General features: G+C 58.8%; 23 protein-coding genes and 1 pseudogene. 9 read left to right on the forward strand and 15 right to left on the reverse strand.

Annotated features, from left to right (window positions below):
• Window positions 1-127: 127 nt before the first annotated feature.
• Window positions 128-994: a LysR family transcriptional regulator gene (locus RHM60_RS04230; RefSeq protein ID WP_322213721.1), complete on the reverse strand. Its 867-nt coding sequence runs from the start codon at window positions 992-994 to the stop codon at window positions 128-130.
• Between the two features lie 87 nt (window positions 995-1,081).
• On the opposite strand from RHM60_RS04230, the gene RHM60_RS04235 reads away from it, so the two are divergent.
• The 3 genes from RHM60_RS04235 (at window position 1,082) to RHM60_RS04245 (ending at window position 4,716) form a co-directional block, all read left to right on the forward strand.
• The gene (locus tag RHM60_RS04235; protein WP_320399426.1) at window positions 1,082-2,326 is read left to right on the forward strand and encodes an alpha-hydroxy acid oxidase; all 1,245 of its coding nucleotides are present in this window, start codon (window positions 1,082-1,084) and stop codon (window positions 2,324-2,326) included.
• A gap of 54 nt (window positions 2,327-2,380) precedes the next feature.
• The gene (locus tag RHM60_RS04240) at window positions 2,381-3,727 is read left to right on the forward strand and encodes a TRAP transporter large permease subunit (protein ID WP_322213723.1); all 1,347 of its coding nucleotides are present in this window, start codon (window positions 2,381-2,383) and stop codon (window positions 3,725-3,727) included.
• 311 nt (window positions 3,728-4,038) lie between these two features.
• Window positions 4,039-4,716 (forward strand): RraA family protein, encoded by a 678-nt coding sequence (locus RHM60_RS04245; protein WP_058422000.1) that lies wholly within the window; start codon window positions 4,039-4,041, stop codon window positions 4,714-4,716.
• A 476-nt stretch (window positions 4,717-5,192) separates the two neighbouring features.
• Here RHM60_RS04245 and RHM60_RS04250 read toward each other — a convergent pair whose 3' ends face one another.
• The 7 genes from RHM60_RS04250 to RHM60_RS04280 all read right to left on the reverse strand — a co-directional run bounded on the left by RHM60_RS04250 (window position 5,193) and on the right by RHM60_RS04280 (window position 11,550).
• The gene (locus tag RHM60_RS04250) at window positions 5,193-5,951 is read right to left on the reverse strand and encodes an SDR family oxidoreductase (protein ID WP_322213724.1); all 759 of its coding nucleotides are present in this window, start codon (window positions 5,949-5,951) and stop codon (window positions 5,193-5,195) included.
• 49 nt (window positions 5,952-6,000) lie between these two features.
• Entirely contained in the window at window positions 6,001-7,611 is a 1,611-nt protein-coding gene (locus tag RHM60_RS04255) for a gamma-glutamyltransferase family protein (protein WP_322213725.1), read from the reverse strand.
• A gap of 22 nt (window positions 7,612-7,633) precedes the next feature.
• On the reverse strand, window positions 7,634-8,413 hold the full coding sequence (locus tag RHM60_RS04260) for an amino acid ABC transporter ATP-binding protein (RefSeq protein ID WP_053256191.1): 780 nt from the start codon (window positions 8,411-8,413) through the stop codon (window positions 7,634-7,636).
• Between the two features lie 2 nt (window positions 8,414-8,415).
• A complete protein-coding gene (locus RHM60_RS04265; protein ID WP_003236553.1) occupies window positions 8,416-9,192 on the reverse strand; it encodes an amino acid ABC transporter permease in 777 nt (258 codons plus the stop codon).
• Window positions 9,193-9,204: 12 nt separating this feature from the next.
• Window positions 9,205-10,014 (reverse strand): ABC transporter substrate-binding protein, encoded by an 810-nt coding sequence (locus RHM60_RS04270; RefSeq protein WP_322213726.1) that lies wholly within the window; start codon window positions 10,012-10,014, stop codon window positions 9,205-9,207.
• Between the two features lie 76 nt (window positions 10,015-10,090).
• A complete protein-coding gene (locus tag RHM60_RS04275) occupies window positions 10,091-10,759 on the reverse strand; it encodes a GntR family transcriptional regulator (protein ID WP_231421373.1) in 669 nt (222 codons plus the stop codon).
• Between the two features lie 290 nt (window positions 10,760-11,049).
• Entirely contained in the window at window positions 11,050-11,550 is a 501-nt protein-coding gene (locus tag RHM60_RS04280) for an Lrp/AsnC family transcriptional regulator (protein WP_209982344.1), read from the reverse strand.
• Between the two features lie 119 nt (window positions 11,551-11,669).
• On the opposite strand from RHM60_RS04280, the gene RHM60_RS04285 reads away from it, so the two are divergent.
• The 3 genes from RHM60_RS04285 to RHM60_RS04295 all read left to right on the forward strand — a co-directional run bounded on the left by RHM60_RS04285 (window position 11,670) and on the right by RHM60_RS04295 (window position 15,373).
• A complete protein-coding gene (locus RHM60_RS04285; protein WP_209982346.1) occupies window positions 11,670-12,704 on the forward strand; it encodes a histone deacetylase family protein in 1,035 nt (344 codons plus the stop codon).
• 48 nt (window positions 12,705-12,752) lie between these two features.
• Window positions 12,753-13,805 carry an ornithine cyclodeaminase gene (locus RHM60_RS04290; protein WP_231421405.1) on the forward strand — a complete coding sequence of 351 codons (1,053 nt, stop codon included), beginning with the start codon at window positions 12,753-12,755 and terminating at the stop codon, window positions 13,803-13,805.
• A 146-nt stretch (window positions 13,806-13,951) separates the two neighbouring features.
• Complete coding sequence (locus RHM60_RS04295; protein ID WP_231421375.1) at window positions 13,952-15,373, forward strand: amino acid permease; 1,422 nt, start codon at window positions 13,952-13,954, stop codon at window positions 15,371-15,373.
• Between the two features lie 2 nt (window positions 15,374-15,375).
• Here the strand turns inward: RHM60_RS04295 and RHM60_RS04300 are convergent, their stop codons facing one another.
• The 3 genes and pseudogenes from RHM60_RS04300 to RHM60_RS25640 all read right to left on the reverse strand — a co-directional run.
• Window positions 15,376-16,938, reverse strand: coding sequence for a histidine kinase famiy protein (locus RHM60_RS04300; protein WP_322213727.1), 1,563 nt, complete (start codon window positions 16,936-16,938; stop codon window positions 15,376-15,378).
• A gap of 83 nt (window positions 16,939-17,021) precedes the next feature.
• Window positions 17,022-17,459, reverse strand: a complete 438-nt coding sequence (locus tag RHM60_RS25635) for a methyl-accepting chemotaxis protein (RefSeq protein ID WP_373460625.1) — start codon at window positions 17,457-17,459, stop codon at window positions 17,022-17,024.
• A 147-nt stretch (window positions 17,460-17,606) separates the two neighbouring features.
• Window positions 17,607-18,335, reverse strand: a pseudogene (locus tag RHM60_RS25640) (PAS domain-containing protein); the annotation flags it as partial.
• A 153-nt stretch (window positions 18,336-18,488) separates the two neighbouring features.
• Here RHM60_RS25640 and RHM60_RS04310 point away from each other — a divergent pair.
• On the forward strand, window positions 18,489-18,935 hold the full coding sequence (locus tag RHM60_RS04310; RefSeq protein ID WP_322213728.1) for a DUF393 domain-containing protein: 447 nt from the start codon (window positions 18,489-18,491) through the stop codon (window positions 18,933-18,935).
• On the opposite strand, the gene RHM60_RS04315 is transcribed toward RHM60_RS04310, so the two are convergent.
• The 4 genes from RHM60_RS04315 to RHM60_RS04330 form a co-directional block, all read right to left on the reverse strand.
• Window positions 18,932-19,774, reverse strand: a complete 843-nt coding sequence (locus RHM60_RS04315) for an alpha/beta hydrolase (RefSeq protein ID WP_322213729.1) — start codon at window positions 19,772-19,774, stop codon at window positions 18,932-18,934. The genes RHM60_RS04310 and RHM60_RS04315 overlap by 4 nt on opposite strands.
• 377 nt (window positions 19,775-20,151) lie before the next feature.
• Window positions 20,152-21,444, reverse strand: coding sequence for an FAD-binding oxidoreductase (locus tag RHM60_RS04320; protein WP_322213730.1), 1,293 nt, complete (start codon window positions 21,442-21,444; stop codon window positions 20,152-20,154).
• A gap of 58 nt (window positions 21,445-21,502) precedes the next feature.
• Window positions 21,503-21,925 carry a RidA family protein gene (locus RHM60_RS04325; protein WP_322213731.1) on the reverse strand — a complete coding sequence of 141 codons (423 nt, stop codon included), beginning with the start codon at window positions 21,923-21,925 and terminating at the stop codon, window positions 21,503-21,505.
• A 33-nt stretch (window positions 21,926-21,958) separates the two neighbouring features.
• Window positions 21,959-23,098 carry a tyramine oxidase subunit B gene (locus tag RHM60_RS04330; protein WP_322213732.1) on the reverse strand — a complete coding sequence of 380 codons (1,140 nt, stop codon included), beginning with the start codon at window positions 23,096-23,098 and terminating at the stop codon, window positions 21,959-21,961.
• 184 nt (window positions 23,099-23,282) lie between these two features.
• Between RHM60_RS04330 and RHM60_RS04335 the strand changes: the two genes are divergently transcribed.
• Both RHM60_RS04335 and RHM60_RS04340 read left to right on the forward strand, forming a co-directional pair.
• A complete protein-coding gene (locus RHM60_RS04335) occupies window positions 23,283-24,110 on the forward strand; it encodes an AraC family transcriptional regulator (protein WP_209982366.1) in 828 nt (275 codons plus the stop codon).
• A 131-nt stretch (window positions 24,111-24,241) separates the two neighbouring features.
• Complete coding sequence (locus tag RHM60_RS04340) at window positions 24,242-25,150, forward strand: ABC transporter six-transmembrane domain-containing protein (protein WP_322213733.1); 909 nt, start codon at window positions 24,242-24,244, stop codon at window positions 25,148-25,150.
• The last annotated feature ends 258 nt before the right edge of the window (window positions 25,151-25,408 follow it).

Here is a 25,408-nt window from a genome sequence, read left to right on the forward strand (position 1 = left end):
GTATTTTTAGGTGGAGAACATCGCCCTTATCGCTGGGATCGGATAGGTGATTTCGCTGGACGCTTACGATGACTTGGCCGAACGCATACGATCAACCTTCGGTGAAGTCGAGACGCCAATAAAGCGCTTAGCGGCAAGCCAATTCGAACGCTTGCTCAATAATACGTAGTAGCGCGTTTTCTGAATCCTGTTTGCGGCGAACCATGGATAGCTGGCGAGTCGGCGCAGCGGGGCCAAGAGAGACCTCGCGCACGGGGTATGCCCCCAAATGCTCCTTGCGCAGACGTGGCAATACAGAAACACCCAGTCCTATACCTACCATAGCAATGATCGCGTCCGCACTTGGCACATCTATAAGGGCTTCGCAGTGGGGAATAAGATTATCAACGTATCGGGCTGCCATCCTGCCAACCACCAGCTTCCGATCCAGACGAAGCCATGAGTATCGCCTGAGGTATTGTTCTGGTTCCAGGCTCTCCAGGTTTGCCGGCACTACGAGCACCAACGGCTCGCATAGCAGATCCTTCCAATGCAGCCGAGCCGATCCACCTCCCGGCGGCCTGACTAGGATCGCAGCATCTAAACGATCTGCCTTTAGCGATGAAAGCATTTCAGGCGTATTCGCACGCTCTAGCTGCAAAGTGAGCCCCGGCGCTCGCTTCTGCAATTCAGCAACCGCTCTGGGCAATAAGGTAGTTTGAATGGAGCCGGTAACTCCTAGCCTCACTCGACCAGAAAGCGATGGGTCGCGCTGCGTTCGTAATTTTTCCAGATCTGAGAATGTACGGGACACCGTATCAATCACGAGCAAAGCAAATCGCGTTGGACGCACAGTGCGCCCCGATCGGTCAAAAAGCGACTGCCCAAAATAAGCCTCTAGTTGCTTGATTTGAAGGCTTACCGCGCTTGGTGTGAGGTTTACTGCCTCTGCTGCGGCAGCAAACGAGCCTCGGTCCAGTGTTGCTTGCAAAGTCAAAAACGCTTCAATTTTCATAAAAAATCCTCGTCTTTGGATCGACAAAGAATAACTTTTATTTGAGGGTCGGTCGCCTATGATGGCCAAAACAAGAAGGAATTGTGTATGGCTCAATCAACGCGACTACAAGATTACCCACTGGCATCACACACAGTGCCACGCGGGTCTGCTACCTATCAGATACCTAAGCGCCTCAAGCGGATCCTCTCTTTGGACGATTTTGAGGCTGTAGCGCGTCGGCATCTTCCGAAGCCAATTTTCGCCTATGTGAGTGGAGGTTCGGAAAAAGAAAGGTCGTTGATCGCAAACCGTATCGATTTTGACCACTACGAATGGATAGGACGTGCTTTCACAGATACCTCAAAGCGCAGTCTGGAGACCACGGTTCTCGGCCACCGTTATAGCGCCCCCTTTGGTATCGCTCCCATGGGCATCAGTGGCCTTACCGCTTTTGAAGGCGATCTCATTCAAACGCGAGCGGCGGCCGAGGCAAACATACCGGCCATAATGAGCGGCTCATCGCTCCTCCCTATGGAGAAAATCCTTCAAGCGAATCCAGATGCATGGTTCCAAGCTTATGTGCCTGGAGAGGAAGAAAAAATCATCGCGCTCCTTGAGCGCGTGGGTCAGGCAGGCTTTAAAACGCTTGTAGTTACAGCCGACGTGCCCGTATCCGCAAATAGAGAAAACCTTATTCGGGCACGATTTTCTACGCCTTTGAAGCCAGACCTTTATTTAGCTTGGGAAGGCCTAACACATCCCAGGTGGCTGATAGGCACCGCATTGAGAACTCTCCTTCGCCACGGAATGCCCCATTTCGAAAATTCCGGAGTAAAGCGCGGAGCGCCTATCATGTCTGCTAACGTGATGCGCGATTTCGGAGCCCGTGATCATCTGAGCTGGGAGCATTTAAAGCTTATCCGCGAACGGTGGAAAGGTACGCTAGTCGTCAAAGGCATTCTTGACCCGGTCGATGCCCGAAAAGCCGTGGAGGCAGGCGTAGACGGAATAATTGTTTCTAACCACGGCGGTCGGCAGCTTGATGGTTGTGTTTCCCCTATTTCCGTTTTACCGGAAATTGTTAAAGCAGTAGGCCCTCAATATCCTGTGATGATCGATAGCGGTTTTCGTCGCGGAACTGACATCCTTGTAGCGCTTGCCCTCGGAGCCAAATTTGTCTTTATAGGCAGACCTATGAACTACGCGGGTGCGGTCGGAGGTCAGCCAGGAATCAAACATGCCATCGGCATATTGGCTACTGAATTATCGAGAAACATGGCGCTGTTGGGAGTTTTACGCCCAGGTGATGTAAGCCACGAAAGATTGCGAAAACGCCACAGTCAGGCCTAAAAACTTAATATCGACTAACGTCTCCAAACCCAATAATAAAGACGGAGTACACCTATGGGTATCGCAGTCATAGCACTGGCGAGTTATATTCTGATCATCGTCATATGGAGCACAGTACTTAAGCGAGGAATCGCAGAAGCCATGGTGGTCGGGTTTCTGCTGATTTGTGCGTTCGGTCAAGAACAGTTCTTTGATATCGCTACGGAGGGTATGAAAGCCGCGTTTGCCGAGCAGGTAGTATTTTCCGCGTTAGCATTTACATTTGTAGGCACTCTTTTAGCCAAAACTGGAATAATAGACCGACAAGTCGCGATGCTGAACTCCTTTCTTGGACGACTTCCGGGAGGGGCAGGTTACGTATCGACTGTCGGCGCCGCGTTGTTTGGGGCAATCGCTCACTCAGGCTCCTCTAATGCAGCGACAGTGGGCACTGTTACCATTCCCTGGATGAAAAAATCGCAATGGCCTAGTCATATTGCAGCCACCCTCGTGGCGGGAAACGCGGGTATGGGTACTGTAATACCACCCAGTGCATCATTCTTCATTCTGGTTGGCCTAGGTACGGTTGCCCCCTTCATTACGGTTGAAAAACTTCTTTTGACCATGTATGGGGTTTCAGCATGGTGTTTAGCATGGCGCCTTATCGTGGTTTACATGTTTGTCCGACGCTTTAATATTGGCAAGGGAAAAGACACTGAAGTAGAGCCATTCCGAAAAACGTTCGCCGAAGGGTGGTGGACTGTTTTGATCTTCATGGGGATCGCAATTCCGATTTTGTTGACGCTGGGCCCGTTAAGTGATCACTTGAAGGGCGATCTGGGTGCGCAAGCTATTAAATCTGTTTCAATCATGGTGTGGATGCCAGTCATGTTAGGTATGTTCACCCTTATTTTGGGGTGGCGCAAGCTTCCGAAAAGTGGAACTGCCTGGTACGAATTGATAGCGTCTACGGCCCCGCGTTATCGCGAGATTGGTACCACTATTGTATTTGCCTTCGCTGGAGGGGCAGCTCTTGCAGCTCTAGGACTCGCAGAGCAGCTATCGGAAGTTCTCAACGGGCTAGACGCCTCGCCCTTGGTCGCATGTATCATAGTTGTGGTGCTTGTTATTCTCGTAGCAGGCCCACTTAACTCTACGGCGACGGTCGCAACCATTGGCGGAATAGGTTTCACTGTCCTAGTGTATGCCGGTATCAACCCCTACCTTGCTGCCGGGCTGATTCTAACAGCGTCCTCAACCGAAGGCGCCTCTCCGCCCGGTGCCGCAGCTATTTACATAGCATCCGGAATTGCACAGGTACCCCCTAGCCAAACATTCATTCCTCTCATAATGCTATACGTATTGCCATTTATCCTAATAGGGGTGGGTGTAGGCATGGGTTGGCTACCAGTTCCAACCTGAAATAACAATAAAGATGAGGTGTACTTTATGCTTGGATCTACTAGACGTGCATCGTTATCTCGGCTGATGGTAGCAGTATTTGTAGCATTGCTTAGTTCAATGCTGATCTTGGCAGGGATAATAGTAGGACTGCAGTCGTTTGGTTTTTTGATTCAGAATAGTGTCTGGATTACGCAGGCCGCCGAAATGCTGAACCCAATACTGTTCACCCTGTCAGGAATATTTGGAATATGGACTCTGTTATTAGCCTATGTGTCAGGTTGGAAAACAGCGGACTGACATAAATCAAAATGTCTATCAGGAGAGTAAGTATGAGTAGCGGTTTCAGGGTTTTGAAGCGGCATAAAAAAGTGTCGGCTGAGTGGGTAGCTGCGGCGCGTTCGGTTCCTGTTGCGAATATCAGCGATTCAATGAATCGAATGTTCGCGGGTGGCGTCGACCTACGTCCGTTGCATAGTGGACGAGTGATGAGCGGAATAGCTCTTACGGTGAAATGCCGACCAGGTGACAACCTGATGCTCCACTATGCTTTGGACATCGCCGAGCCTGGTGATGTAATCGTAGTAGACGGCGGCGGTGATCTAACCAATGCCCTAACAGGTGAGTTGATGATCTCCTATGCCGTTAAAAAAGGCTTGGAAGGGTTTGTGATCAACGGCGCGATACGAGACTCCGCTTATATTCGAAACGGTGACTTCCCGGTTTTCGCAGCAGGCGTCACCCATCGGGGTCCTTACAAAGATGGCCCTGGAGAGGTGAACGTTCCTATATCAATTAACGGAATGGTTATTCATCCAGGGGATCTTGTGGTTGGAGATGACGATGGATTCCTGGCCATTCCTTACGAGGATGCTGAATGGATATTGGAAAAGGCAAGCGCAAAACACGCTACGGAAACTCAACAACTTCGCGATATTGCCAGTGGAAATAATAGTCGTGCATGGGTGATAAATGCACTCCAAACCAAAGGATGTATTTTCGACAACTGATCCAGATTCTCTAACTATATATTTATCTAATCTAAAAAGTAATGTAATGAAGGCGCCCTATGGCGCCTTCGCAAGAACTTATGCCAGGGTGAAGTTTAGCCATTTTCTATGCGTAACGCTTAAAAAGCAGCGCTACGTGACCCAGAGGCCGACAGCACCACCCCCTCTAATAAAAAAAACAAACCATGAATAGAAAGCCTTTCAAGACTCCAGATATTGCTTTTTGTCTAAAGCGATAAGCATGAGTGGCATATTTTTGCTCACTCCCGGAGTTTTCTCTTGGTTCCTCATCTTTCGCCCGAAAGACCTTACAGATGATCTCATTAATAAACTTGGTTGTTGAAGCAGCCATCCACGCAGGGTTTGGGATCGTTTCAAAGCGCACGAAAGTAGATCAATTCCACCGTCGACTCACTAATTCCACCTTTCGACATGATCATTACCTCTTGTCAAATATCGGCATCAATGGGCCACTGTCAGTTTCCAGCGGAGACGCCGCAATCAATCGCCATGTCCGCGCCAGTGATGGATCGCGCACCGGGTTGGGACAGGAAAAACGCCAGCTCGGCAACCTCTTCCGGCTGGATAAATCGGGCGCGGGCACCTTGGGGGTACTTGTCCAACAGATCCTGATAGTAGGCCTGAGGGTCTCCCTGCCCATATTGAGTAGCTTGAAATTTGAGCATTGGGGTTTCGATATCACCTGGGGAAATAGCGTTGCAGCGCACGCCAAAGGGTGCCAGGTCCAATGCCAGGGTTTTTGTCAGCAGGGTCACGCCGCCCTTGCTTGCGCAATAAGCTGCGGCGTTTCGATTGCCTTGCCGGCCGGCATCGCTTGAAATATTCAGGATGGAACCCTCTGATAATTTCAGATGGGGAATAGCGGCTGAACACATGAAGAACGTTGCCTTTAGGTTTACGTCCAGAACGAGGTCGAAATCCTCTTCGGTAAAATCTTCAACCGGACCTTCGCGCCATACTCCCGCAGCGTTGATCAATACATCCAGTCGGCCCATCGCCATAACGGCTGCATTAACGGCCGCAGCACACACAGCGGGTTGGCGGATATCACCGCAAAAAATGCCTGATACCTGATATTCAACCTGTAAGTCTGCGAGCTTTTTCGCGTCCAGATCTGTCGCGAAAACCCTGAAGTCTTCATTTAAAAAACGCTCAACCAACGCACGACCAACACCACCTGCTGCGCCAGTGATCAGTACACTTCGAGGGGCCATGGAACCTCCTGACAAGATAGAATTTAAGAACGTGTGGGATGCGTCCAGCTCACCAGACCGCGATATGCGAATCCGCCCGTGGCTCAGTGCCGCCGCACAACACGCCGGTGACCGGGTCACGCAGGATGATCTGCCCACGCCCGTAGTCGGTGAGGTCGCTGTCGGTCTGCACCTTGTGCCCGCGCCGCGCCAGCGCATTGACCAGGTCGCGGGACGCGCCGTGTTCGATGCCGACCTTCATGTCGCCCAGCCATTGCCAGCGCGGGGCGTCGAGGGCCGCCTGGGGGTTGAGGCCAAAGTCCACCAGGTTCATCACCATCTGCACATGGCCCTGGGGCTGCATGTAGCCGCCCATCACGCCGAACGGCCCAAGGGCCTCGCCGTCCTTGCTGAGAAAACCCGGGATGATGGTGTGGAAGGTTTTCTTGCCCGGTGCCAGGCAATTGGAATGGGACTCATCGAGGCTGAATTCCTGCCCGCGGTTCTGCAGGGCGATGCCGCTGTCGGGCAGCACCACGCCGGAGCCGAAGCCGTGGTAGTTGCTCTGGATGAACGAAACCATATTGCCTTCGGCGTCGGCGGTCGCCAGGTACACCGTGCCGCTGGCGTGGGGGTCGCCGGGTTTGGGCGGCTGGGCCTGCTCGCCGATCTGGCCACGGCGACGGCTGCTGTAGTCGTCGCTGAGCAGGTCGGCCACCGCTACGCGCATGTGCGCAGGGTCAGTGATGTAATGCAGGCCGTCGCTGTAGGCCAGCTTCATGGCCTCCAGCTGGCGATGCCAGGTTTGCTGGCTGTCGCGGTGATCGAAGTTGAAGCCTTCGAGGATTTTCAGCGCCATCAGTGCGACCAGGCCCTGGCCGCTCGGCGGGATTTCCCAAACATCCACGCCCCGGTAATTGATGTGGATCGGCTCCACCCACTGCGCGCGGTAATCCTTGAGGTCGCTGGCGCGCAGGTAGCCGCCGCTGGCGCGCGAATGCGCATCCAGGCGCTCGGCCAGAGCGCCGCGATACAGGCTTTCGCAGCCGGTGGCGGCGAGTTCTTCCAGGGTACGGGCCTGGGCCGGGTTGCGGAAAATCTCCCCCGCCTGGGGCGCGCGCCCCTCAATCAGGAAGGTGTCGAACCAGGCTTGCAGCACCTCATCGCGGTGCGGGCTGAATTCGTTCAAGGAGATCTGCCATTGATGGGCAACCACCGGAGACAGCGGGAAACCGTCGCGCGCCAAGCTGATGGCCGGCTGCAGCAAATCGGCAAACGGCAATTTACCGAAGCGTTTGGACAACTCGGCCCACGCCGACGGGCAACCGGGCACCGTCACCGAGGTCCAGCCGTACAGCGGCATCTGTTGATGCCCCGCCGCCTTGACCGCCTCTATACTCAAGGCGGCGGGCGCATGGCCGTTGCCGTTGAGGCCATGCAACTGGCCCTTGCACCACACCAGCGCAAAGGCATCGCCGCCCAGGCCACAACCGGTGGGCTCGACCACGGTCAGCGCGGCGGCCGTGGCGATGGCGGCATCGATGGCATTGCCGCCCTTTTGCATGATTTCGATGCCGGCCTGGGCCGCCAGCGGTTGCGAAGCGGCGACCATGCCCCGACGCGCGAACACGCTCTGGCGTTGCGAGGAGTAAGGGTATTCGTGAGCGGAAAATTTCAACATGGCAAAGGCTCTTCAAAAAAGGTCATAACACGCGGCTGAGAAACGCCCGGGTCCGCGGATGGCTGGGGTGGCTGAAAATCTGTTCCGGCGGCCCTTGCTCGATCAATTCGCCCTGATCGAGCACCACCACGCGGTCGGCCACTTCACGGGCAAAGCCCATTTCGTGGGTGACCACCACCATGGTCATGCCCTCCTCGGCCAGTTCCTTCATCACCTGCAGCACTTCGCCGACGGTTTCCGGGTCGAGGGCGCTGGTGGGTTCGTCAAACAGCATCGCCTGGGGTTTCATCGCCAGCGCACGGGCAATCGCCACCCGCTGCTGCTGGCCACCGGAGAGCATCGATGGATAGTGGCTGGCCTTGTCCGCCAGGCCGACCCGCGCCAGCAAGCCCCGGGCCTGCTCCAGCGCCTGGGCACGCGGCACACCCAGCACCTGGATCGGCGCTTCGATAATGTTTTCCAATGCAGTCATGTGCGGGAACAGGTTGAAGCGCTGGAACACCATGCCAATGTCGCGGCGCTGGCGGGCAATATTGCGCTCCGAATCGCGCACCAGACTGCCATCGGCGCGTTCGCGATAACCCATGGCGCGGCCGTTGACACGAATGCGCCCGCCCTGGATGTCTTCAAGCAGGTTGATGCAGCGGATAAAGGTGGTCTTGCCGGAGCCGGAGGCGCCGATCAGCACCACCACTTCGCCACGCCGTACCTGCAGGGAGATGCCCTTGAGGATCTGCAACTCGCCGAACGACTTCTGGATATCCTGTGCGTCAATGATCAGCTCTTCACTTTGATGCGCCATGGTTAACGTCCCCTCAGCAGTTTAAGGGTGCTGCGACCGAACATGCGGCTCGCGGCCGGAGGTGGCGCCGAAGGTCGATCGGACTGGCCGAAACGGTTTTCCAGCCAGCGTTGGAAAAAGCCCCACAGGGTGGTCAAGGTCAGGAAGTAAATCGCGACGACCAGGTACAACTCGAACACGCGAAACGTCGCCGAGGTCACCATCTGCGTGCTGAGCAACAGCTCCTGCACGCCGATCACACTGACCAGCGTGGTGTTCTTGAGCATCACATTGAACTCATTGCCCAGCGGCGGCACGATCACTCGAAACGCCTGGGGCAGCACGATGCGCCGCATCAGCTTGCCGAACCCCATGCCCAGGGAACGCCCGGCTTCGTACTGGCCCTTGTCCACCGCGCCGATGCCGGCGCGAATGATCTCGGCCATGTACGCGCCTTCGTTCAGGCCCAGGGCGATGATCGCCGCCTGGATATTGCCGGGGATGATCAGCCCGAACAGCTCGATGTCCTCGAAGCGGAAGATCCCGCCCGCTGCCAGTGCGGTGTACAAAAACACGATCTGCACCAGCAACGGCGTGCCGCGCATCAGCCACACGTAAAGGCGTACCGGCAAGTGCAGCAACGGGTTCTTCGACAGGCGCAACAGCGCCGCCGCCAGGCCCAGCGCGCAGCCGAGCAGCATCGCCAGCACGCTGATCAGGCACGTCAGCCACAGCCCGGTGAGGTAGACCCCACTGGGTTGCAGCAGGTATTGCCAGAACACATCCCAATTGAAATTCATCGTGGTAGAACCTCAGTCCAGTGTGTCGCTGCTGACATGCCATTTGTTGAGCAATTGCACATAGCTGCCATCGCTGCGCATGTCGCTGATGATCTGCTGCACGGCGGCGGTCAGTTGCGGGTCATCCTTGCGCATGCCCAGGCCGGTGAGGATGCGGCTGAATGCAGGCACCCCTTCCTGGAACAGCTCCGGGGCCATCGCCGCGTAGTAACCGGCGGTTTCCACGGTGGTGCCATAGGCGTCGACCTGGCTGATGCGCAGCGCCTGGAAGGCATCGGTGTCGGTGTTGTAGACCACCAGTTTCATCGGTGGCTTGCCGGCCTTGGCGAGGCTCTCGTTCTGGGTGTCGAGCAGGGTCTTGATGGTGGAGCCGTTGAGCACCGCCACCTTGTGCGCAGACAGGTCATCCAGGGTCTTGATGCCTTTGGGGTTGCCCTTGGGCACTACCACCGCCTGGCTGGAGTACATGTAGTTGACGATGTCGATCACCTGGCGGCGCTCGGGTTTGTCGAACAACTGGTCGACGATCATGTCGCACTGCTGGGCAAGCAGCGCCGGCACCAGGCCGGAAAACGGAATGACCCGCCATTGCACGGTTTTATTGCCCAGGCGCTTGGCGATTTCCAGGCCCAGGTCGACGGTGAGCCCGCGCGGTTTCTGGGATTCATCGAAGGACACCAGGGGCGGTGAATCCATCCCCGAGCAGTAGGTGAGTTTGTCGACGCTTTTGAGGCGCTCAGGCACCTGGACTGCGGCGCAGGCCCATTGTGTGCAGAAACCCAGGGTTACAGCCACCAGCAAGGCGCGGTGTTGTTTATGCATGACCAGACACTCCACTTCGTTGAATAACGGGGCAGGAATCAACGTCTAAACCTGGACGGGTTCGGACCCGCCTCTCTTATTTTTCCAGTTGCAGAAATTGAATCAGCAGCGGCACGGTGCTTTCGATGTGTTCGCGCACCACGGCTTCGGCGCGGGCGGCGTCACCGGCGCGAATCGCGTCGAGGATCACCGCGTGTTCCTGACGCGCGCTGAGGGGTTTTTCGCTGTGCTGCAGCCACAAGCGCATGGGCGCTTCCACCAGCGAATACAATGCCGAAATCTGCTTGAGCAAGCGCGGCCGGCCGCTGAGCCCGCACAGGTATTCGTGAAAGGCGCGGTGGCGACGGACCCACGCGGCGCTCTCGTCGCGGTAGTCATCCATCTCGTCCAGCAGCCGCTCCAGAGCCGCCATCTGGCGCTCACCGATACGGCTGACCGCGACGCGCACCGCCAGGCCTTCAAGCGCGCTGCGCATCTCGAACACCTCGTGCAGCTCAGCGATATCCAGGCCACTGACAATGGCCCCGCGATTGGGCCGCAGCGTTACCAGGCCCTGGGCATCCAGGCGGCGGAATGCTTCGCGCACCGGCATGCGGCTCATGCCGATCTCGCCGGCGATATCCTCGGCAATCAGGCGGTCGCCCTTGCGGAAACGGCCGCCGCAGATGGCATCGAGGAGGAAGTTGTAGGCTTCCTCTTCTGCAGTGAGAGGCTGGCGGTCAGCGTAAGCGGGAGCAAATTGCATGGGCAGCCTCTTTGTATTTTTGTATCCAATTATCCATGGATGCAATAAAGCATGGGCCGTGCCAACAACCTTGGTACAGTGTTAACTGACTGATTCGAATGTAATCTTTGGTTTGTAGGCAGGAGAGCTGTCGCAGGAACATGGCGCCATGTGCTACCAAATGGCACAGCGGCGACCTGTTTGTGTGCAGGGAGGTAGCGGGTGTGCGCCGAGTGGGTCTTTGCGGGGCGCTTCCAGCAGATGCTGATGACGACGGACGTGGCGGGAAGGTTTACCGGAACATCCGATTTTCAATCCTTGCTCAATTTGGGTATGGCCATACGACTACCCGCCTTGATTTCACGCAACGCCAGACTCGACTGAATAGACGCGATACCGACCTGGCGCCTCAGCACCTGCTCGATAAAGTCGCTATAGCTATCCAGATCCTCGGCCAACACTTGAAGCACGTAGTCGGCATCTCCGGTGATCTTGTGGCAGGCCAATACCTCTGGCAACTGCGCAATCACTGCCTCGAAGGCGTCCGGAGCGTGATCGGCATGGGTGGAAAAGCGAATGTGCACGAATGCCATGATATCCAGCCCCAGCATTCTTCGATCAAGGGTTGCCTGATAACCCTTGATCACGCCCGCCTCTTCCATCCTCTTGCGCCGTCGCCAGCAAGGCGTGAGGCTCAATGAGAGCCGCTCACTGAGTTCGGCATTGGAAATGCTCGCGTCCTCCTGCAACAGCTCGAGAATGGCCAGATCGGTCTCGTCGAGGCTAATGCGTTTGGATATATTTTTCTTCATTACGCCATTACCGAGTTAAATCGCCCGAAAAATATACAGAAGCACGAAAACAAAGCAAAGAACGCCCGTCCTGACCAGAACAGAATATTTGCACTGGCTCACATTAACGGATGCGCAGAATGTTTACAGTTTTCAGTGATTCCCACCGTCTGCACCACGGCACCGAGTTGAAGGATGGCGTGCTCAAGCCGTCGTTCGAGCAGCCCAGTCGGGCCGACACCGTTCACAACCGCGTCAAGCAAGTAGGCCTTGGCCAGATAGTCGAACCGCGCGTGTTTGACCGCGCGTGTTACGTCAACGCGCACAGCGAGCGCTACGTGAGCTTCCTGGAAAGCGCCTGGTCGCAATGGAGCGCCACAGGCCGCACCCATGATGCGCTGCCACTCGTATGGCCTGTACGTGACCTGGCCAACGATCAGGTACCCACGTTCATTGACGGCAAACTCGGCTTCTATGCAATGGATGCAGGCTCGCCGATCACTGCCACCACCTGGCAGGCGGTCAAGACCAGTGCCGATATCGCCTTGACGGGCCTGGCGCTTATCGATGAAGGCCACGACAGTGCCTTTGCCCTTTGTCGTCCGCCGGGCCATCACGCGGCGCGTGAATACATGGGGGGTTACTGCTACCTCAACAACGCGGCCATTGCTGCACAGCAGGCAATCACCCAGGGCGCCAAACGTGTTGCGGTACTTGACGTCGACTTTCATCACGGCAACGGCACGCAGAACATTTTTTACCAGCGCAGTGACGTGATGTTTGTCTCGCTGCACGGCGAGCCGGCCGTGTCCTATCCCTACTATTCGGGGTTCAGCGGTGAAGTCGGCGCCGGCCCCGGCGAAGGGTTCAACCTCAACTACCCGCTGCCGAAAAACACCGCCTGGGAAACCTACCGCGACGCCTTGCTGCATGCCTGCAGGAAACTTCAGCAATTTTCGCCGCAGGTATTGGTGATCTCACTGGGCGTCGACACCTTCAAGGACGACCCGATCAGTCACTTCCTGCTGGAAAGCGAGGATTTCATCGGGATCGGCGAGCTGATCGCGAGTGTTGGCTGCCCCACCCTCTTCGTGATGGAAGGCGGCTACATGGTCGATGAGATCGGCATCAACGCGGTGAATGTACTGCATGGCTTCGAGAGCAAACGCGCCTGAACACCCCTGCTTTACAACGTTTAACTGGATGGATTGGAGAATAAAAAAATGACGCTCTTCCTGGATGTCGATGATGCCGCACGCTTGTTCGCCAAGGTGGGTATCCGCCGGGCGATCCGTGAGATGGCCACCTACATCGAAGCAGACTATTTACGCTGGGCGCAGTTTGACAAGTCGCCGCGCACGGCCAATCACTCCGCAAACGGTGTGATCGAGTTGATGCCTACCGATGATGGCAAGCAGTATTCCTTCAAGTACGTGAACGGCCATCCGGACAATGGTCAGCAGCACCTGCTGACGGTGATGGCATTCGGTCTGCTGGCCGATGTCCACAGTGGCTATCCGACCCTGCTCAGCGAGCTGACCCTGACAACCGCAGTGCGCACCGCTGCAACCTCGGCATTGGTCGCGCGTACGCTTGCCCGTCCAGGGGCCACCTCGATGGCGCTGATTGGCAATGGCGCTCAGAGCGAGTTTCAGGCACTTGCCTTCCATGAAATGCTGGGCATCAGCGAAATCCGCATCTTCGATATTGATCGCGATGCCTCACTCAAGCTGCTGCGCAACCTGGCGGCTTTCCCGACGATCAACGTGATTCACGCCGACTCCGTACAGGAAGCGGTCAAGGGCGCGCACATTGTCACCACCGTGACCGCCGACAAGGCCTACGCAACGATCCTGACGCCCGAGATGATCGAGCCCGGCATGCATATCAATGCCGTCGGCGGCGACTGCCCGGGCAAGACCGAACTGCACGCCGACATCCTGCGCAACGCCCGGGTCATCGTGGAATTCGAACCTCAAACGCGGATTGAAGGTGATATTCAGCAACTGGAGGCTGACTCGCCCGTCGTCGAGTTTTTCCGGATTGTGCAAGGCGACGTCCAGGGACGCGAGAGCGATGAGCAGGTGACGGTCTTCGATTCCGTGGGCTTTGCCCTCGAGGATTTCTCGTCGCTTCGCTACCTGCAGGCGATGGCGCACGAACATCAGGTCGGTCGGCACATCCACCTGGTACCCACGCCTGAAAACATAAAGAACCTGTTCCAGATGCTGGATCAGCAGCCGGCCAAAGCCGCCCATCTGCGCACGGCCAGTTGACCTGCGAGTGACGCCCCCGGCATTTGAACTGGGGCCGTCACTGTCTACATAAAACAACACCGTCACCCGCCATTGCCTCCTGACAATGGCGCTGGATATCCACTTTTCTGCCAAAACTCAAAAACATAAGATCAAGAGGTTTTGAAATGAAATCGAATTCATCAGAGCGGGCTGAGCAGCCTGCGCTGCAGCGCACGCTCAGCAATCGTCACATCCAGTTAATGGCCATGGGCGGCGCCATTGGCACGGGCTTGTTCATGGGCTCCGGAAAGATCATCGCCCTCTCCGGCACCTCGATCATCCTTATCTACATGATCATTGGCCTGTTCGTTTACTTCGTCATGCGTGCCATGGGCGAAATGCTGCTTTCCAACTTGAATTTCAAGACCTTTGCGGATTTCGCCGGCGCCTACCTGGGCCCCCGCGCCGCATTTTTTCTCGGCTGGTCGTATTGGCTGAGCTGGAGCGTTGCGGTGATCGGCGATGCCGTCGTGGTGGGAGGCTTTTTCCAGTACTGGTTCCCCCACCTGCCCGCCTGGATACCGGCTATCGGGATGCTCGCGACACTGTTCGCCCTGAACGTACTGACGGTCAGACTTTTCGGTGAAGTCGAATTCTGGTTCGCGATCATCAAGATCATCGCCGTGGTGACGCTTATCGGCGTGAGCATCGTGCTGATTGCCAGCTCGTTCGTATCCCCCAGTGGCGTGACCGCGTCCCTCGGCCACCTGGTGGATAAGCAGGCTGCATTCCCTCATGGCGTGCTGGGTTTCTTTGCCGGCTTCCAGATGGCGATATTCTCCTTTGCCGGCACCGAACTGATCGGCACCGCCGCGGCAGAAACCCGGTCTCCGGAGCGGACCCTGCCCAAGGCAATCAACTCGATTCCGCTGCGAATCATCCTGTTCTACGTGTTGGCATTGGGCTGCATTATTGCCGTGACGTCCTGGCAACAGGTGTCACCTGTAAAAAGTCCTTTTGTCGAACTTTTCCTCGTCGCCGGCTTTCCCGCAGCAGCCGGCATCGTTAACTTCGTGGTCCTGACATCCGCCGCGTCATCGGCCAACAGTGGCGTATTCTCCTCCAGCCGTATGCTCTTCGGGCTGGCGAATCAGGACAACGCCCCGGGTATTTTTCGGCGACTGTCGGGCAACAGTGTGCCGCTGCTGAGCCTGGCCTTCACCACCCTGTTGATGCTGGCGGGTGTACTCGTGCTGTTCATCGTTCCGGAAGTCATGACGGCATTCACCATCGTTTCCACCGTGTCAGCGATTCTGGTGATCTTCACGTGGTCGACCATCCTCGCGTCCTACATTGCCTATCGCAAAAAGCATCCTGAGCTTCACGCCAAGTCGGCTTACAAGATGCCGGGCGGCGTCCCCATGGCAGGGTTCTCACTGGCTTTTCTGGGCTTCGTTCTGTGCCTGCTGGCATTGCGACCTGACACCCGCGTTGCCTTGATGGTCATGCCGGGGTGGTTTATATGGCTGGCAATTGCTTATCAGCTGACACGCAGCAGGAAGCCTGCTTGCTCGGGTGCTCAGGTGACGATAACCCGAGGCCTGTGACGCTAGTCGTCGAGCATCGTGCGGATTTTCCTCGGCAGGTCCTGCGGCTGATAGGGTTTGGGCAGCAGCTCGAACTCATGCACCTGTATATCCGCGCGTTCCAGCGAGTCTTTCGCGTAGCCCGTGGTAAGTAGTACGCGGGTATGCGGGTACAGCCGGGCGACCTCACGGGCCAGTGCCGCGCCGTTCATGGCGCCCGGCATGATCAGGTCACTGAACACCAAGTTATAGCGGGCGTTCTCCAGCATCGCCAACGCCTGCTCGGCATGGGTCGCGGTCGCGGTCCGGTAACCGTAGTCAGTCAGTATCACCTGGGCCAGCTCGGCCACTTCGGGTCGGTCCTCCACGATCAGGATGTGCTCGCTGCCTCGCAGCGAGGTGGTGTCAGACGGCGGCTGTTCGACCCAGGGCTGGCTGTCGTCGGCTGGAAAGTAGAGACGTATCGTCGTTCCGGCGCCCGGAGATGAGCGGATCCGCGCAGCTCCGCCCGATTGCTTGACGAACCCGTACACCATCGACAGCCCCAGTCCCGAGCCCTTGCCCTCCTCCTTGGTGGTAAAGAACGGCTCGATGATTTTTTCCTGTATGCCCGGCTCTATGCCGTTGCCATTGTCGGTCACCGACAGGCTGACGTATCGGCCCTCGGGCACCCCGTTTTCAGGCGACTCCACGTTGCAGGTCATGAGGCTGATCATCGGCTCGACGCACCCCTCCAGCGCATCCTGGGCGTTCGATAACAGGTGCTGCACCGCCAGCTCTGCCTGGGCAGGGTCGATGCGGCAGTTCCACAGGTTCGGCGCGAGGTCCATCTGCACATTGGTGTCATGCACGGCATGCCGCATGAAATCGGGCCGGGTCAGCAGGCAGTTCAGATTGATCACGCGACTGTCGAGCCGCTGTTTGCGCGAAAACGCCAGCAACTGCTGTGTCAATGTCTGTGCTTTTTCAGCCGCCGCCCTGGCACGACCGGCGCTGTTGAAGATGCGCTGCAGATCGCCGTCGGGGCGCTTCGCGCTCTGCTGGATCAAGTCGAGATAGCCGACCATTACCTGCAGCAGGTTGTTGAAATCGTGGGCGATGCCGCCGGTGAGTTGTCCCAGCGCTTCCATGTCCTGGGCGCCACGCAGGCGCTGCTCGGCATCGTGGCGGCGGCTCACGTCCAGCTGTGAAGCAAAGAAGTACACCAGTTGCCCCGCTTCGTTGAACAGCGGCGCGATGAAGATTTCATTCCAGAACGTCGAGCCGTCCTTACGGTAATTGAGCACCTCCACACAGACTTCATGGTGACGCTCGATCGCCCGCTGCGCGTGCGCAAGGGTGCTCTTGTCGGTTTCGGGGCCCTGCAGGAACCTGCAGTTGCGTCCGATGATTTCGTCCTGTTCAAAGCCGGTCAGGTTCACGAAGGCCTGGTTGGCAAAGATGATCGGGTTGTCGGGCTGCGCGGGATCGGTCACGATCATCGCGCTGTGGCTGGCGTCCATGGCTGCCAAGAAGAGGTCTTTGCGGTGGGAGGACAGCGTCGCTACAGCGACACTGTCGACCACGGGCGTGTTCTTTTTTGCCAAGGTTCACCTCCGGGGCAGTGGTGCGTTTTCCATGGACCATGAAAACGCCGCGGAGTGCGACCCTGTGCCTGGCCGCTCGGCCGCTAGCCCACCTGCGTGGCAAACCTGCCCACGGCATCCACTACCCGCTTGGCGCCGTCCTGAATCTCGACAATCACCTGGCCCGCCTGCGTGGCCAGCTCCAGGCCCTGCTCGGCCTGGGATTTGCTGTTGGCCATCTCGGCGACTGTTTCATCCACCAGCTTCTGGTTCTGCAACACCACCGAGGCGATCTCTTCGGTGGCCGTGCTGGTGCGTCCGGCCAATTGGCGAACCTCATCGGCCACCACGGCAAAGCCTCGACCCTGCTCGCCCGCGCGCGCCGCTTCGATGGCCGCGTTCAACGCCAGCAGGTTGGTTTGCTGGGCGATGCTGCTGATGGTCTGGATGATCGAGCTGATCAACAGCGACTGCTTGCCAAGGGCTTCGACGCCGCCGGAAGCGGCCTGCATGTCTACCGAGACCTTGCGCATGGTATGCATCGTGTCATTGACCACCACGGCGCCGCGCTGGGCCGTTACATCGGTCTGCCGGGAGATTTCAAAGGCAGTCTGGGCCGCTTCGCTGACCTGTTGTTCGCGGGCCACCTGGTCGGTGACCACCGTGGCGAACTTCACCACCTTGCACAGCGTGCCTTCGGTGTCATACACCGGGTTGTAGGTCGCTTCCAGCCAGACCGTCTGGCCGCGGCTGTCGATACGCTCAAAGCGGCCGCCGACAAATTCGCCCCTGTTCAAGGTGGCCCAGAAATCCTTGTACTGCTGCGACGCGGCGTCTTCCGGCTTGCAGAAAATACGGTGATGACTGCCTTTGGCCTGGCCCAGGTTGTAGCCCATCGCCTTGAGGAACTGTTCGTTGGCCATCAGCACATGCCCGGAGAGATCAAACTCGATCACCGCCGTCGAGCGCAGCAAGGCATCGATGAAAGAGGTGTTTTCCGAAGCTTTTTCCAGCCGGGAAGTGATGTTGGTCGCGTAGCACGTGACGTGGCTCAAACTGCCACTGGTATCGGTGATGGGCTGCCAATGGGCATGAATCCACACCAGCGAGCCGTCCGCATGCAGGTAGCGGTACTCGTCCGTGATCGACTTGCCGGCGGCAACGGCGGCGCGAAAGTTCTGATAGCACGGCAGCCTGGAAACGTACTGCGGAACGATATCGGTCATCGCCCGCCCCAGGAGCTGCTCCGGGGTGTAGCCCAGGGCATGGGCAAAGTTGTCGTTGCAGGCGGTGATTTTAAACGTCGGATCGATACTCAACGTCAGCATTTCATGGTTCAGGCCGTCGCGCAGTTGGCGCAGCTGGGCCAGCTCGGCAGACTGGGCATTGAGCTGTTGCTTGATTTTGGAGTTGAACATTGGACAGCGCCTCTTGGGTCATACCCACGCTATCGGCAAGGTCGGCAGCATATTGAGGCCCCGTGCAAAAGCGGCTGATGGACTGTCGGCGCACGTTGCAAGTGCGATTCTTTGCGCCTATCGTGTCAAACAACCTATACAGAGCGATAAATCTTGTACAAGAAAACTCAATGGCCTCTGACCCTCTACTTTGATGGCGATTGCCCACTTTGTGCGCGCGAGATCAAGCTGCTCAGTGCCAGGGCAACGCCGGATCGCCTGCTGTTCGTTGACATCAGCGCTGAGGCATTCGACGCGACGCCCCTGGGGTTCACCGCAGCGGACATGGCCTCGTCACTGCACGCCAGGTTCGCCGATGGAACCTGGGTCACCGGCCTCGACGCGACGCTCTGGAGCTGGCGGGCAGCGGGCCTGGGCGCCTGGGCCGCACCGTTGTCCTGGCGCCTGACCCGGCCGCTGCTGAACATCGGCTATCGCCTGTTCTGCCGCTGGCGCCCGCACCTGGCCTGGCTGCCGCACCCTGACGGCAGCGCTCGCTGTGGCGCGGATGGCTGCGCCGTTCCCGGCAGCCGCGCGACCAGTGCGGAAAAAAAGACCTAGACGTCCAACAGGCTATCAAGGAACGCGATGACCAGCCGGTTGAATGTCTCGGCCTGATCGTCGTGCACATAGTGGCTGGCGTCCGCGACTTCGGCGGTGCGCACCATCGCGTTGCTGTCGCGCATGGCTTGCAGCGTCGCTGCCGGCAGGAAGTCCGAGCGCGCGCCGCGAATGAACAGCGTCGGGCAATCCAGGGCGCGCACCGCCGGCCACAGGTCGGTTGGCTCGATACTCAAGCGTGCCTCGGCGATGCCTTGCTGATCGTGGCGCCAGGTGATCACGCCGGCGCTTTCTTTCATCGAGTGTGCCAGCCGCGAGGCCAGGCCCTGCTCCGACAGGCCGGGACGTGAGGTCTGCCAGAACGCGCGGGCGGCGTCCCAATTGTCGAACTGCAGCGGGGTCTGGTTCATCTCGCGGCGGATGCGCGCGGCGCCGTCCCCCTGGCTCGAGGAGCCGGGGCCGATGTCTTCGATGATCAGGCCTGTCAGGCGGCCGGGGTTTTGTCGGGCGTATTCGAGGGCGTTGGCGCCGCCCAGGGAGTGGCCCAGCAGGATGAAGCGCTGCAGGCCGGCGTGGGCGACCAAGTCCTGCAGGTCGTCTACGTAGGACTGTGTGTGATAGCTGGTGGGCGGTGCCCAGTCGCTCAGGCCGCGGCCGCGTTGGTCCAGGGCGTAGACGCAGTAGGTAGGGCCGAGCGCCTTGACCAGTGATTCCCAGGTTTGTGCGTAGGCGCGCAGGCCGTGGAGCAGGACCAGGGGGGTGCCGCTTGGGTGGCCCCAGCGCAGGATGTGCAGGTTGAGGCCGGTGCGGTTGGTGAAGAAGCTGCTGGTTGGGGGCATTGGGTGGGTCCGCCGTGGGTTTAATGTGGGAGCTGGCTTGCCTGCGATAGCGGTCTGACGGTGTACATATGCGTTGTTGCGGTAACGGCTGATTACGGTTCCGCCCTTACGGCGGGTCACTTTGGAAAAGCCCCAAAGTAACCAAAGGGCTCTTGCCCCACCACTCGGCACCTCGCTCAGGCTCGGTGTGCCCGCACGCAGGCTTGAATCCGTGGGCCGCCGCGATGGGCCATCCCTGGCCCAGCGCGGCTAACCCGGCGTCCTGCCGGGTTACCCACGGATTCAAGCCTGCGTGCGGCCAGCGTGGTTGATGGGGCGCCTGAGATCAAGATCAAGATCAAGATCAAGATCAAGAGCCAGATCAACGGCTGGGTTGGTTAGAAACGGTCGAAGCGGTATGGGCTTGGGTCGATGATGGGGGGATGGCCGCTGATGAGGTCGGCGGCCAGTTGGCCGGCGGCCGGTGAGGTGCCGAAGCCGTGGCCGGAGAAGCCGGTGGCGACGGTGAGGCCGGGGATTTTTTCGACGGGGCCGATGACCGGGTTGGAGTCCGGGGTGACGTCGATAGTGCCGGCCCAGGTCTGGGCGATTCGGGCTTGCTCGAACACCGGCCAGGCGGCTTTGAGGTTGTTCATCGCGTCGTTGTTCAGGCGTGGGTTGGCGGCCGGGTCCTGGGTACGCACGCGTTCGAACGGGCTGATGCTGTCGGCCGACCAGCGTCGCGACAGGGCCAGGTCGTTGAAGAAGTATTTGCCCAGGGACACGTTCAATACGCTGCGTTGCGCACGGAATTGGGGCATGTATTGCCGGGCCAGCAGCAGGTGATCGAGGGTCAGAAACGCATCCAGCTTGCCGCGCTGGGTGATGATGAAGCCGCCGTCCTGGTGTTTGCGAAACGAAAAGTCCGGCGCGCCCACGGCAATTTCAGTGGGGCCTTGCATCGGATGGGTGCGCATCACCGAGCAGGTCAAGGCCAGGGTCGGCAATGACACGCCGAGGTTGCCCAAAAAGAGTCGCGACCACATGCCGCCAGCGAGCAATACCTGGTCGCAGCGGATTTCGCCCTTTTCAGTGACCACGCCGCTCACCTTGCCGGCCGACATCTGCAGCGTGCGCACTGCGCACTGCTCGATGATCACTACGCCCAGGGCCATGGCCGCCCTGGCGATCGCGCTGCTGGCCAGGGTCGGTTCGGCGCGGGCGTCGGACGCGGTGTAGATCCCGCCGGCCCACTCGCCCTGCCCGCCCGGCACGCGTTGCGCGATTTCGCGATGACTGAGCAACTGCGAGTCCAGGGATAGGTGCTCGACCGACTTGAGCCAGCCTTCATGCATCGCCATCTGTGCCTCGTTGCGGGCGACGAACATGATGCCTTCCTGGCGATAACCGACATCCGCGCCGACCCGTCCAGGCATGTGCGCCCACAGGCGGTCGGCGGCCAGCGCCAGCGGAATGTCATGGGCGTGACGGCTGGTCTTGCGTACCCAGCCCAGGTTGCGCGAGGACTGCTCGCCGGCGATACGGCCCTTTTCCAGGACCACCACCGGGATATTGCGCTCAGCCAGTGCAAGCGCGGCGGTCAAGCCAATGATCCCGCCGCCGATGATGACAACGCCGGTCGCGGAGGGGAATTCGGTGGACGTGTTCACGGGCGCAATAGTCGGGGCCATGATCGAGACTCGCAAAACAGGAAAGGTCGGCCGCGCGAATGCACGGCCGCGTAACGGATTACTGCGCCAGGCGAATCACTTCGACTTGAGCGTTGGAGGCGTTGCGGTAAGCCGTCACCTCCAGTTCCACCTTGTAGACCGTCGAGCCCAGCGGCGGGCAGGTCACGGTACTGGCCGGGTCGACGCCGCGAAACTTTTCGCCGATCAGCCCCATCACCGCCGGCACGTCCCTGGGGTCCTGGATGAACACCCGCGAGCACACCACATCGACCAGGCTGGCATCGACTGCCTTCAAGGCCGACTCGATGTTGGCAAACACCTGGTGCGTCTGCTCCAGAACGTCTTCGGGGATCAGTTTGGTCTGCGGATTGCGGCCGGCGGTATTGGAGACGTAGATCCAGTTGTCCACCACCACCAGGCGCGAATAGCTGGCCTGGTCTTCAAACGGCGAACCGGTCTTGAGCTTGATGATTTTTGTCATGTCGAAGGTCTCTTCAGTTGGGTAAGGAGTGGTTCAGCGCAGCTCAGGGGTTTCCCACAGGTTCAGCTTCACGCCGATGCCCTGTTTGATCGCATTGCGGTACACCACCGTGCCCCACGCCACGTCCTCGACCGGCATGCCGCCGACCGACATGATGATGATCTCGTCATCGTTGCGACGGCCCTGGGCATCGCCGGCGACGATCTTGCCGATGTCTTCCAGCGCTTCGCGCTGCAGCGTGCCTTCGGCAATCATGTCCATGAACCGCACGCCAATCACCGGCACGCAATGGTGCGCAGGCTTGGGCAGTTCGTCGAACCAGGCTTCGTAAAGGCCGGTGTTGTCCAGCACCTTGCGCACATCGGCGCGCTCCATGCCCTCGTCCAGCGAGCAGGAGGCGGGCATTGCCATGAAGCAGCCCGGCTTGACCCACTCGCGCTTCACAATTGGGTAGTTCGAGGGGTCGCCTGTCTCACCGGAGCTACAATAAGTAACAAGGTCGGAATCACGGACCACCTCTTCAAGGCTGTCGACCACATTAATCGTGGTGATCTGCGGGTAGGTTTGCTTCACCCAGCCCAGAAAATCATTCAGGCTTTTCTCGCCACGACCCTTGATCTTCAAGGTGTCGATATGCGGGCAAACGGCGATGAACGCGGCAAGCGTGGTCTTGCCCATCACGCCCGGGCCGAGCAGGCCGACCACTTTGGAGTCCTTGCGGGCCAGGTGGCGCGCGCCGACGCCTGGGATCGCACCGGTGCGATACGCCGACAACAGGTTGGCGGACATGTGCGCCAAGGGGGCGCCGGTGTCAGGGTCATTGAGGGTGAACATCAGGATCGAGCGCGGCAGGCCTTTCTCGCGGTTGGCGATGTTGGAGCCGTACCATTTCACCCCTGCGGTGCAGAAGTTGCCGCCCAGGTAGGCCGGCATCGCCATCATGCGGCGGTCGGCGGTGGGTTTGGGCATGTTGGGGAACGGCGAATCCTTCGGGAAAATCACCATCGCGCCATGGGAATCGTTGTTCGGCCCGGCCATGCGGTAGTCGCCGCTGTACAGAAGGCCGAACATTTCCTCCATGGTATTCACACAAGCGAGCATGTCGGTCACGCCGGCGCGGATCATGTCCTGCTCGGACAAGTAGATGAAGTCTATTCTTGCAGTAGTGGCCATTATTATTCTCGACTCAAAGAGATACCGCTGCGGTAGGCGCTGCTCCCACGCTATCGAGGTCGAGTATCGGGCTGCGTGGGTCGGCGGTATTGTAAATTTCGGACATCACGGTTCGGCGCACAGCGAGGAGTTGGCGCGATAAGTGCGTGAATATTCCCGCCTATTTCCCTGGTAAGGTCCGGTCATGCTCAACCTGTGTTCACCGCCCGTACGGCGGCACACCGCTTATGAACAACCGTGGTTCGTGCTCAACTCATCGCGGTATTCGGTAGTGCCTTGCGAACACCCGGCGATTTCGCATTTCTACGCCTTCGACGTCGCCCACTCGGCTGACCTGCTGGCGGTGCCGGATGGCTGCGTGGACATCGTGTTCGACTGCGACGCCACGCGCCCCAGCGTGAAGATCTGCGGTACGCCGCTGCAAGCCCAGCGGGTCGAACTGCTACAGGGCCATCATTACTTTGGTGTACGCTTTGCGCCGGGGGTCATTCCAGGTTTCATCAATGTCATGGCCGAGGACCTGACCGAACAGGAATGGGACCTGCTGCAAGTGTCGGCATTTGCCCAGAGCATTTTCGAGAACATCGTCAATGCCCCGCTGCTGCAGGACCAGATCAAGCTGTTCAACGACTACCTGGCCCCGCGCCTGATGGGCCGCACCTCGAAACTGACCGCCATCGTTATCCAGCAGGCGCTGGCCCATCGCGGCGACCTGCGCATCCAGCACCTGGAAGACCTCAGTGGCTACACCAGCCGCACGATTCATCGCCAGTTCAGCCAGGACACCGGCGTGTCGCCCAAGATTTTCTTCCGCATCATTCGCTGCCAGGCCGCCCTGGACACGCTGAACAACCAGCGCGACGTGTCGTTCTCGGACCTGGCGCTGGACCTGGGCTTTTCCGATCAATCGCACTTCCTGCGTGACTTCAAGAAGCTCGTCAGCACCACGCCCTGCGAGTACCAGCGCAAAATGCTGCAGAACGCCTACAACGAGCGCATCCGTTTCGCCTGAAACCCTGCCCTTCCCCGCTGCACGTTGTTTGCGGCCTCCATGCGTTCTCCATGATTCCTTCACTGACCCTGCACGCTTGCCAGGCATCATCGGTACCCGCTGAAATACCCAATGCGCTCCACAGGTGCCCCATGCCCTCCGTCACACCACCGATCCTTATCGTAGCCAGTGAAAAACTCGCCCAGCAATCCGCCAGCCAGACCCTCAAGGCCATTGCCCGGACCTACCCCGGCAAGTTGTTCGCCACCTTGTCGCTGGTCGCGCTGGAGAACGCATTGCTGTTGGCCTACCCGCTGTTCGCCGGCTTTGCGGTGGACTCGATCATCCGTGGCGATGCCGCCAGTGCGTTGCTGTATGCCTGCGTGGTGCTCGGGTTCTGGGTGGTGGGCGCGGCGCGCCGGGCACTGGACACGCGCACCTTCACGCGCATCTACGCAGACCTTGCCGTGCCGGTGATTCTCAACCAGCGCCTGCAACGCCACAGCACCTCCAAGGCGGCGGCGCGGGTAGTGCTGGCGCGGGACTTCGTGGATTTCTTCGAAAAGCATGTGCCGATCATCGCCACCGCGCTGGTCTCGATCATCGGCGCAGCCGGCATGCTGTTGGTGATCGAGCCGTGGGTCGGCCTGGCGTGCCTGGTGGCATTACTGCTGTGCCTCACGGTCATGCCCGGTTTTGCCCGACGCAACCAGCGTTTGCACGAGCGCCTGAACAATCGCCTGGAAAAGGAAATCGGCCTGGTCGAAGCCGTGGGTGAGCACACATTGCACCGTCACTACCACGTACTGTCGCGCCTGCGCATTCGGCTGTCGGACCGTGAAGCCGTGGCCTTCCTGTGCATCGGCGTAGTCTCGGCGCTGCTGTTCGTGGTTGCCATCAGCCAACTGGCGTTGGCGCCTGCGGTAAAAGCCGGGCATATCTACGCGGTGATGACCTACCTGTGGACCTTCGTCAGTTGCCTGGATGAGGCGCCGTCGATGATCGACCAACTGGCGCGCCTCAAGGACATCGGCAAGCGCGTGGACCCGGGACTGGCTTGAGCGCCTGACCAATAACTCAGGCCGAATCCGATCCAAATGTGGGAGGGGCTTGCTCCCGATGGCGGCGGGTCAGGTGAACTTCTTTGGCTGATACACCGCTATCGGGAGCAAGCCCCCTCCCACACTTGATCGGCTGTGTGTCAGTCAGCATTTTTTCAATGGCACTGGCGCAGCACTTCACCTTCTGCCACTGACACAACGCAGGCAAAAATGTGGGAGGGGCTTGCTCCCGATGGCGGCGGGTCAGTTGAGACTTCT

The organism is Pseudomonas sp. MH9.3 (assembly GCF_034354675.1).
In the GTDB taxonomy this organism is placed as follows: Bacteria; Pseudomonadota; Gammaproteobacteria; order Pseudomonadales; family Pseudomonadaceae; genus Aquipseudomonas.

What these genes read in the sequence shown, in the direction of transcription:
- RHM60_RS04230 (WP_322213721.1), bottom strand. Translation starts at nt 994, where the DNA reads ATGAAAATTGAAGCGTTTTTGACTTTGCAAGCAACACTGGACCGAGGC.
- RHM60_RS04235 (WP_320399426.1), top strand. Translation starts at nt 1,082, where the DNA reads ATGGCTCAATCAACGCGACTACAAGATTACCCACTGGCATCACACACA.
- RHM60_RS04240 (WP_322213723.1), top strand. Translation starts at nt 2,381, where the DNA reads ATGGGTATCGCAGTCATAGCACTGGCGAGTTATATTCTGATCATCGTC.
- RHM60_RS04245 (WP_058422000.1), top strand. Translation starts at nt 4,039, where the DNA reads ATGAGTAGCGGTTTCAGGGTTTTGAAGCGGCATAAAAAAGTGTCGGCT.
- RHM60_RS04250 (WP_322213724.1), bottom strand. Translation starts at nt 5,951, where the DNA reads ATGGCCCCTCGAAGTGTACTGATCACTGGCGCAGCAGGTGGTGTTGGT.
- RHM60_RS04255 (WP_322213725.1), bottom strand. Translation starts at nt 7,611, where the DNA reads ATGTTGAAATTTTCCGCTCACGAATACCCTTACTCCTCGCAACGCCAG.
- RHM60_RS04260 (WP_053256191.1), bottom strand. Translation starts at nt 8,413, where the DNA reads ATGGCGCATCAAAGTGAAGAGCTGATCATTGACGCACAGGATATCCAG.
- RHM60_RS04265 (WP_003236553.1), bottom strand. Translation starts at nt 9,192, where the DNA reads ATGAATTTCAATTGGGATGTGTTCTGGCAATACCTGCTGCAACCCAGT.
- RHM60_RS04270 (WP_322213726.1), bottom strand. Translation starts at nt 10,014, where the DNA reads ATGCATAAACAACACCGCGCCTTGCTGGTGGCTGTAACCCTGGGTTTC.
- RHM60_RS04275 (WP_231421373.1), bottom strand. Translation starts at nt 10,759, where the DNA reads ATGCAATTTGCTCCCGCTTACGCTGACCGCCAGCCTCTCACTGCAGAA.
- RHM60_RS04280 (WP_209982344.1), bottom strand. Translation starts at nt 11,550, where the DNA reads ATGAAGAAAAATATATCCAAACGCATTAGCCTCGACGAGACCGATCTG.
- RHM60_RS04285 (WP_209982346.1), top strand. Translation starts at nt 11,670, where the DNA reads ATGTTTACAGTTTTCAGTGATTCCCACCGTCTGCACCACGGCACCGAG.
- RHM60_RS04290 (WP_231421405.1), top strand. Translation starts at nt 12,753, where the DNA reads ATGACGCTCTTCCTGGATGTCGATGATGCCGCACGCTTGTTCGCCAAG.
- RHM60_RS04295 (WP_231421375.1), top strand. Translation starts at nt 13,952, where the DNA reads ATGAAATCGAATTCATCAGAGCGGGCTGAGCAGCCTGCGCTGCAGCGC.
- RHM60_RS25635 (WP_373460625.1), bottom strand. Translation starts at nt 17,459, where the DNA reads ATGCATACCATGCGCAAGGTCTCGGTAGACATGCAGGCCGCTTCCGGC.
- RHM60_RS04315 (WP_322213729.1), bottom strand. Translation starts at nt 19,774, where the DNA reads ATGCCCCCAACCAGCAGCTTCTTCACCAACCGCACCGGCCTCAACCTG.
- RHM60_RS04320 (WP_322213730.1), bottom strand. Translation starts at nt 21,444, where the DNA reads ATGGCCCCGACTATTGCGCCCGTGAACACGTCCACCGAATTCCCCTCC.
- RHM60_RS04325 (WP_322213731.1), bottom strand. Translation starts at nt 21,925, where the DNA reads ATGACAAAAATCATCAAGCTCAAGACCGGTTCGCCGTTTGAAGACCAG.
- RHM60_RS04330 (WP_322213732.1), bottom strand. Translation starts at nt 23,098, where the DNA reads ATGGCCACTACTGCAAGAATAGACTTCATCTACTTGTCCGAGCAGGAC.
- RHM60_RS04335 (WP_209982366.1), top strand. Translation starts at nt 23,283, where the DNA reads ATGCTCAACCTGTGTTCACCGCCCGTACGGCGGCACACCGCTTATGAA.
- RHM60_RS04340 (WP_322213733.1), top strand. Translation starts at nt 24,242, where the DNA reads ATGCCCTCCGTCACACCACCGATCCTTATCGTAGCCAGTGAAAAACTC.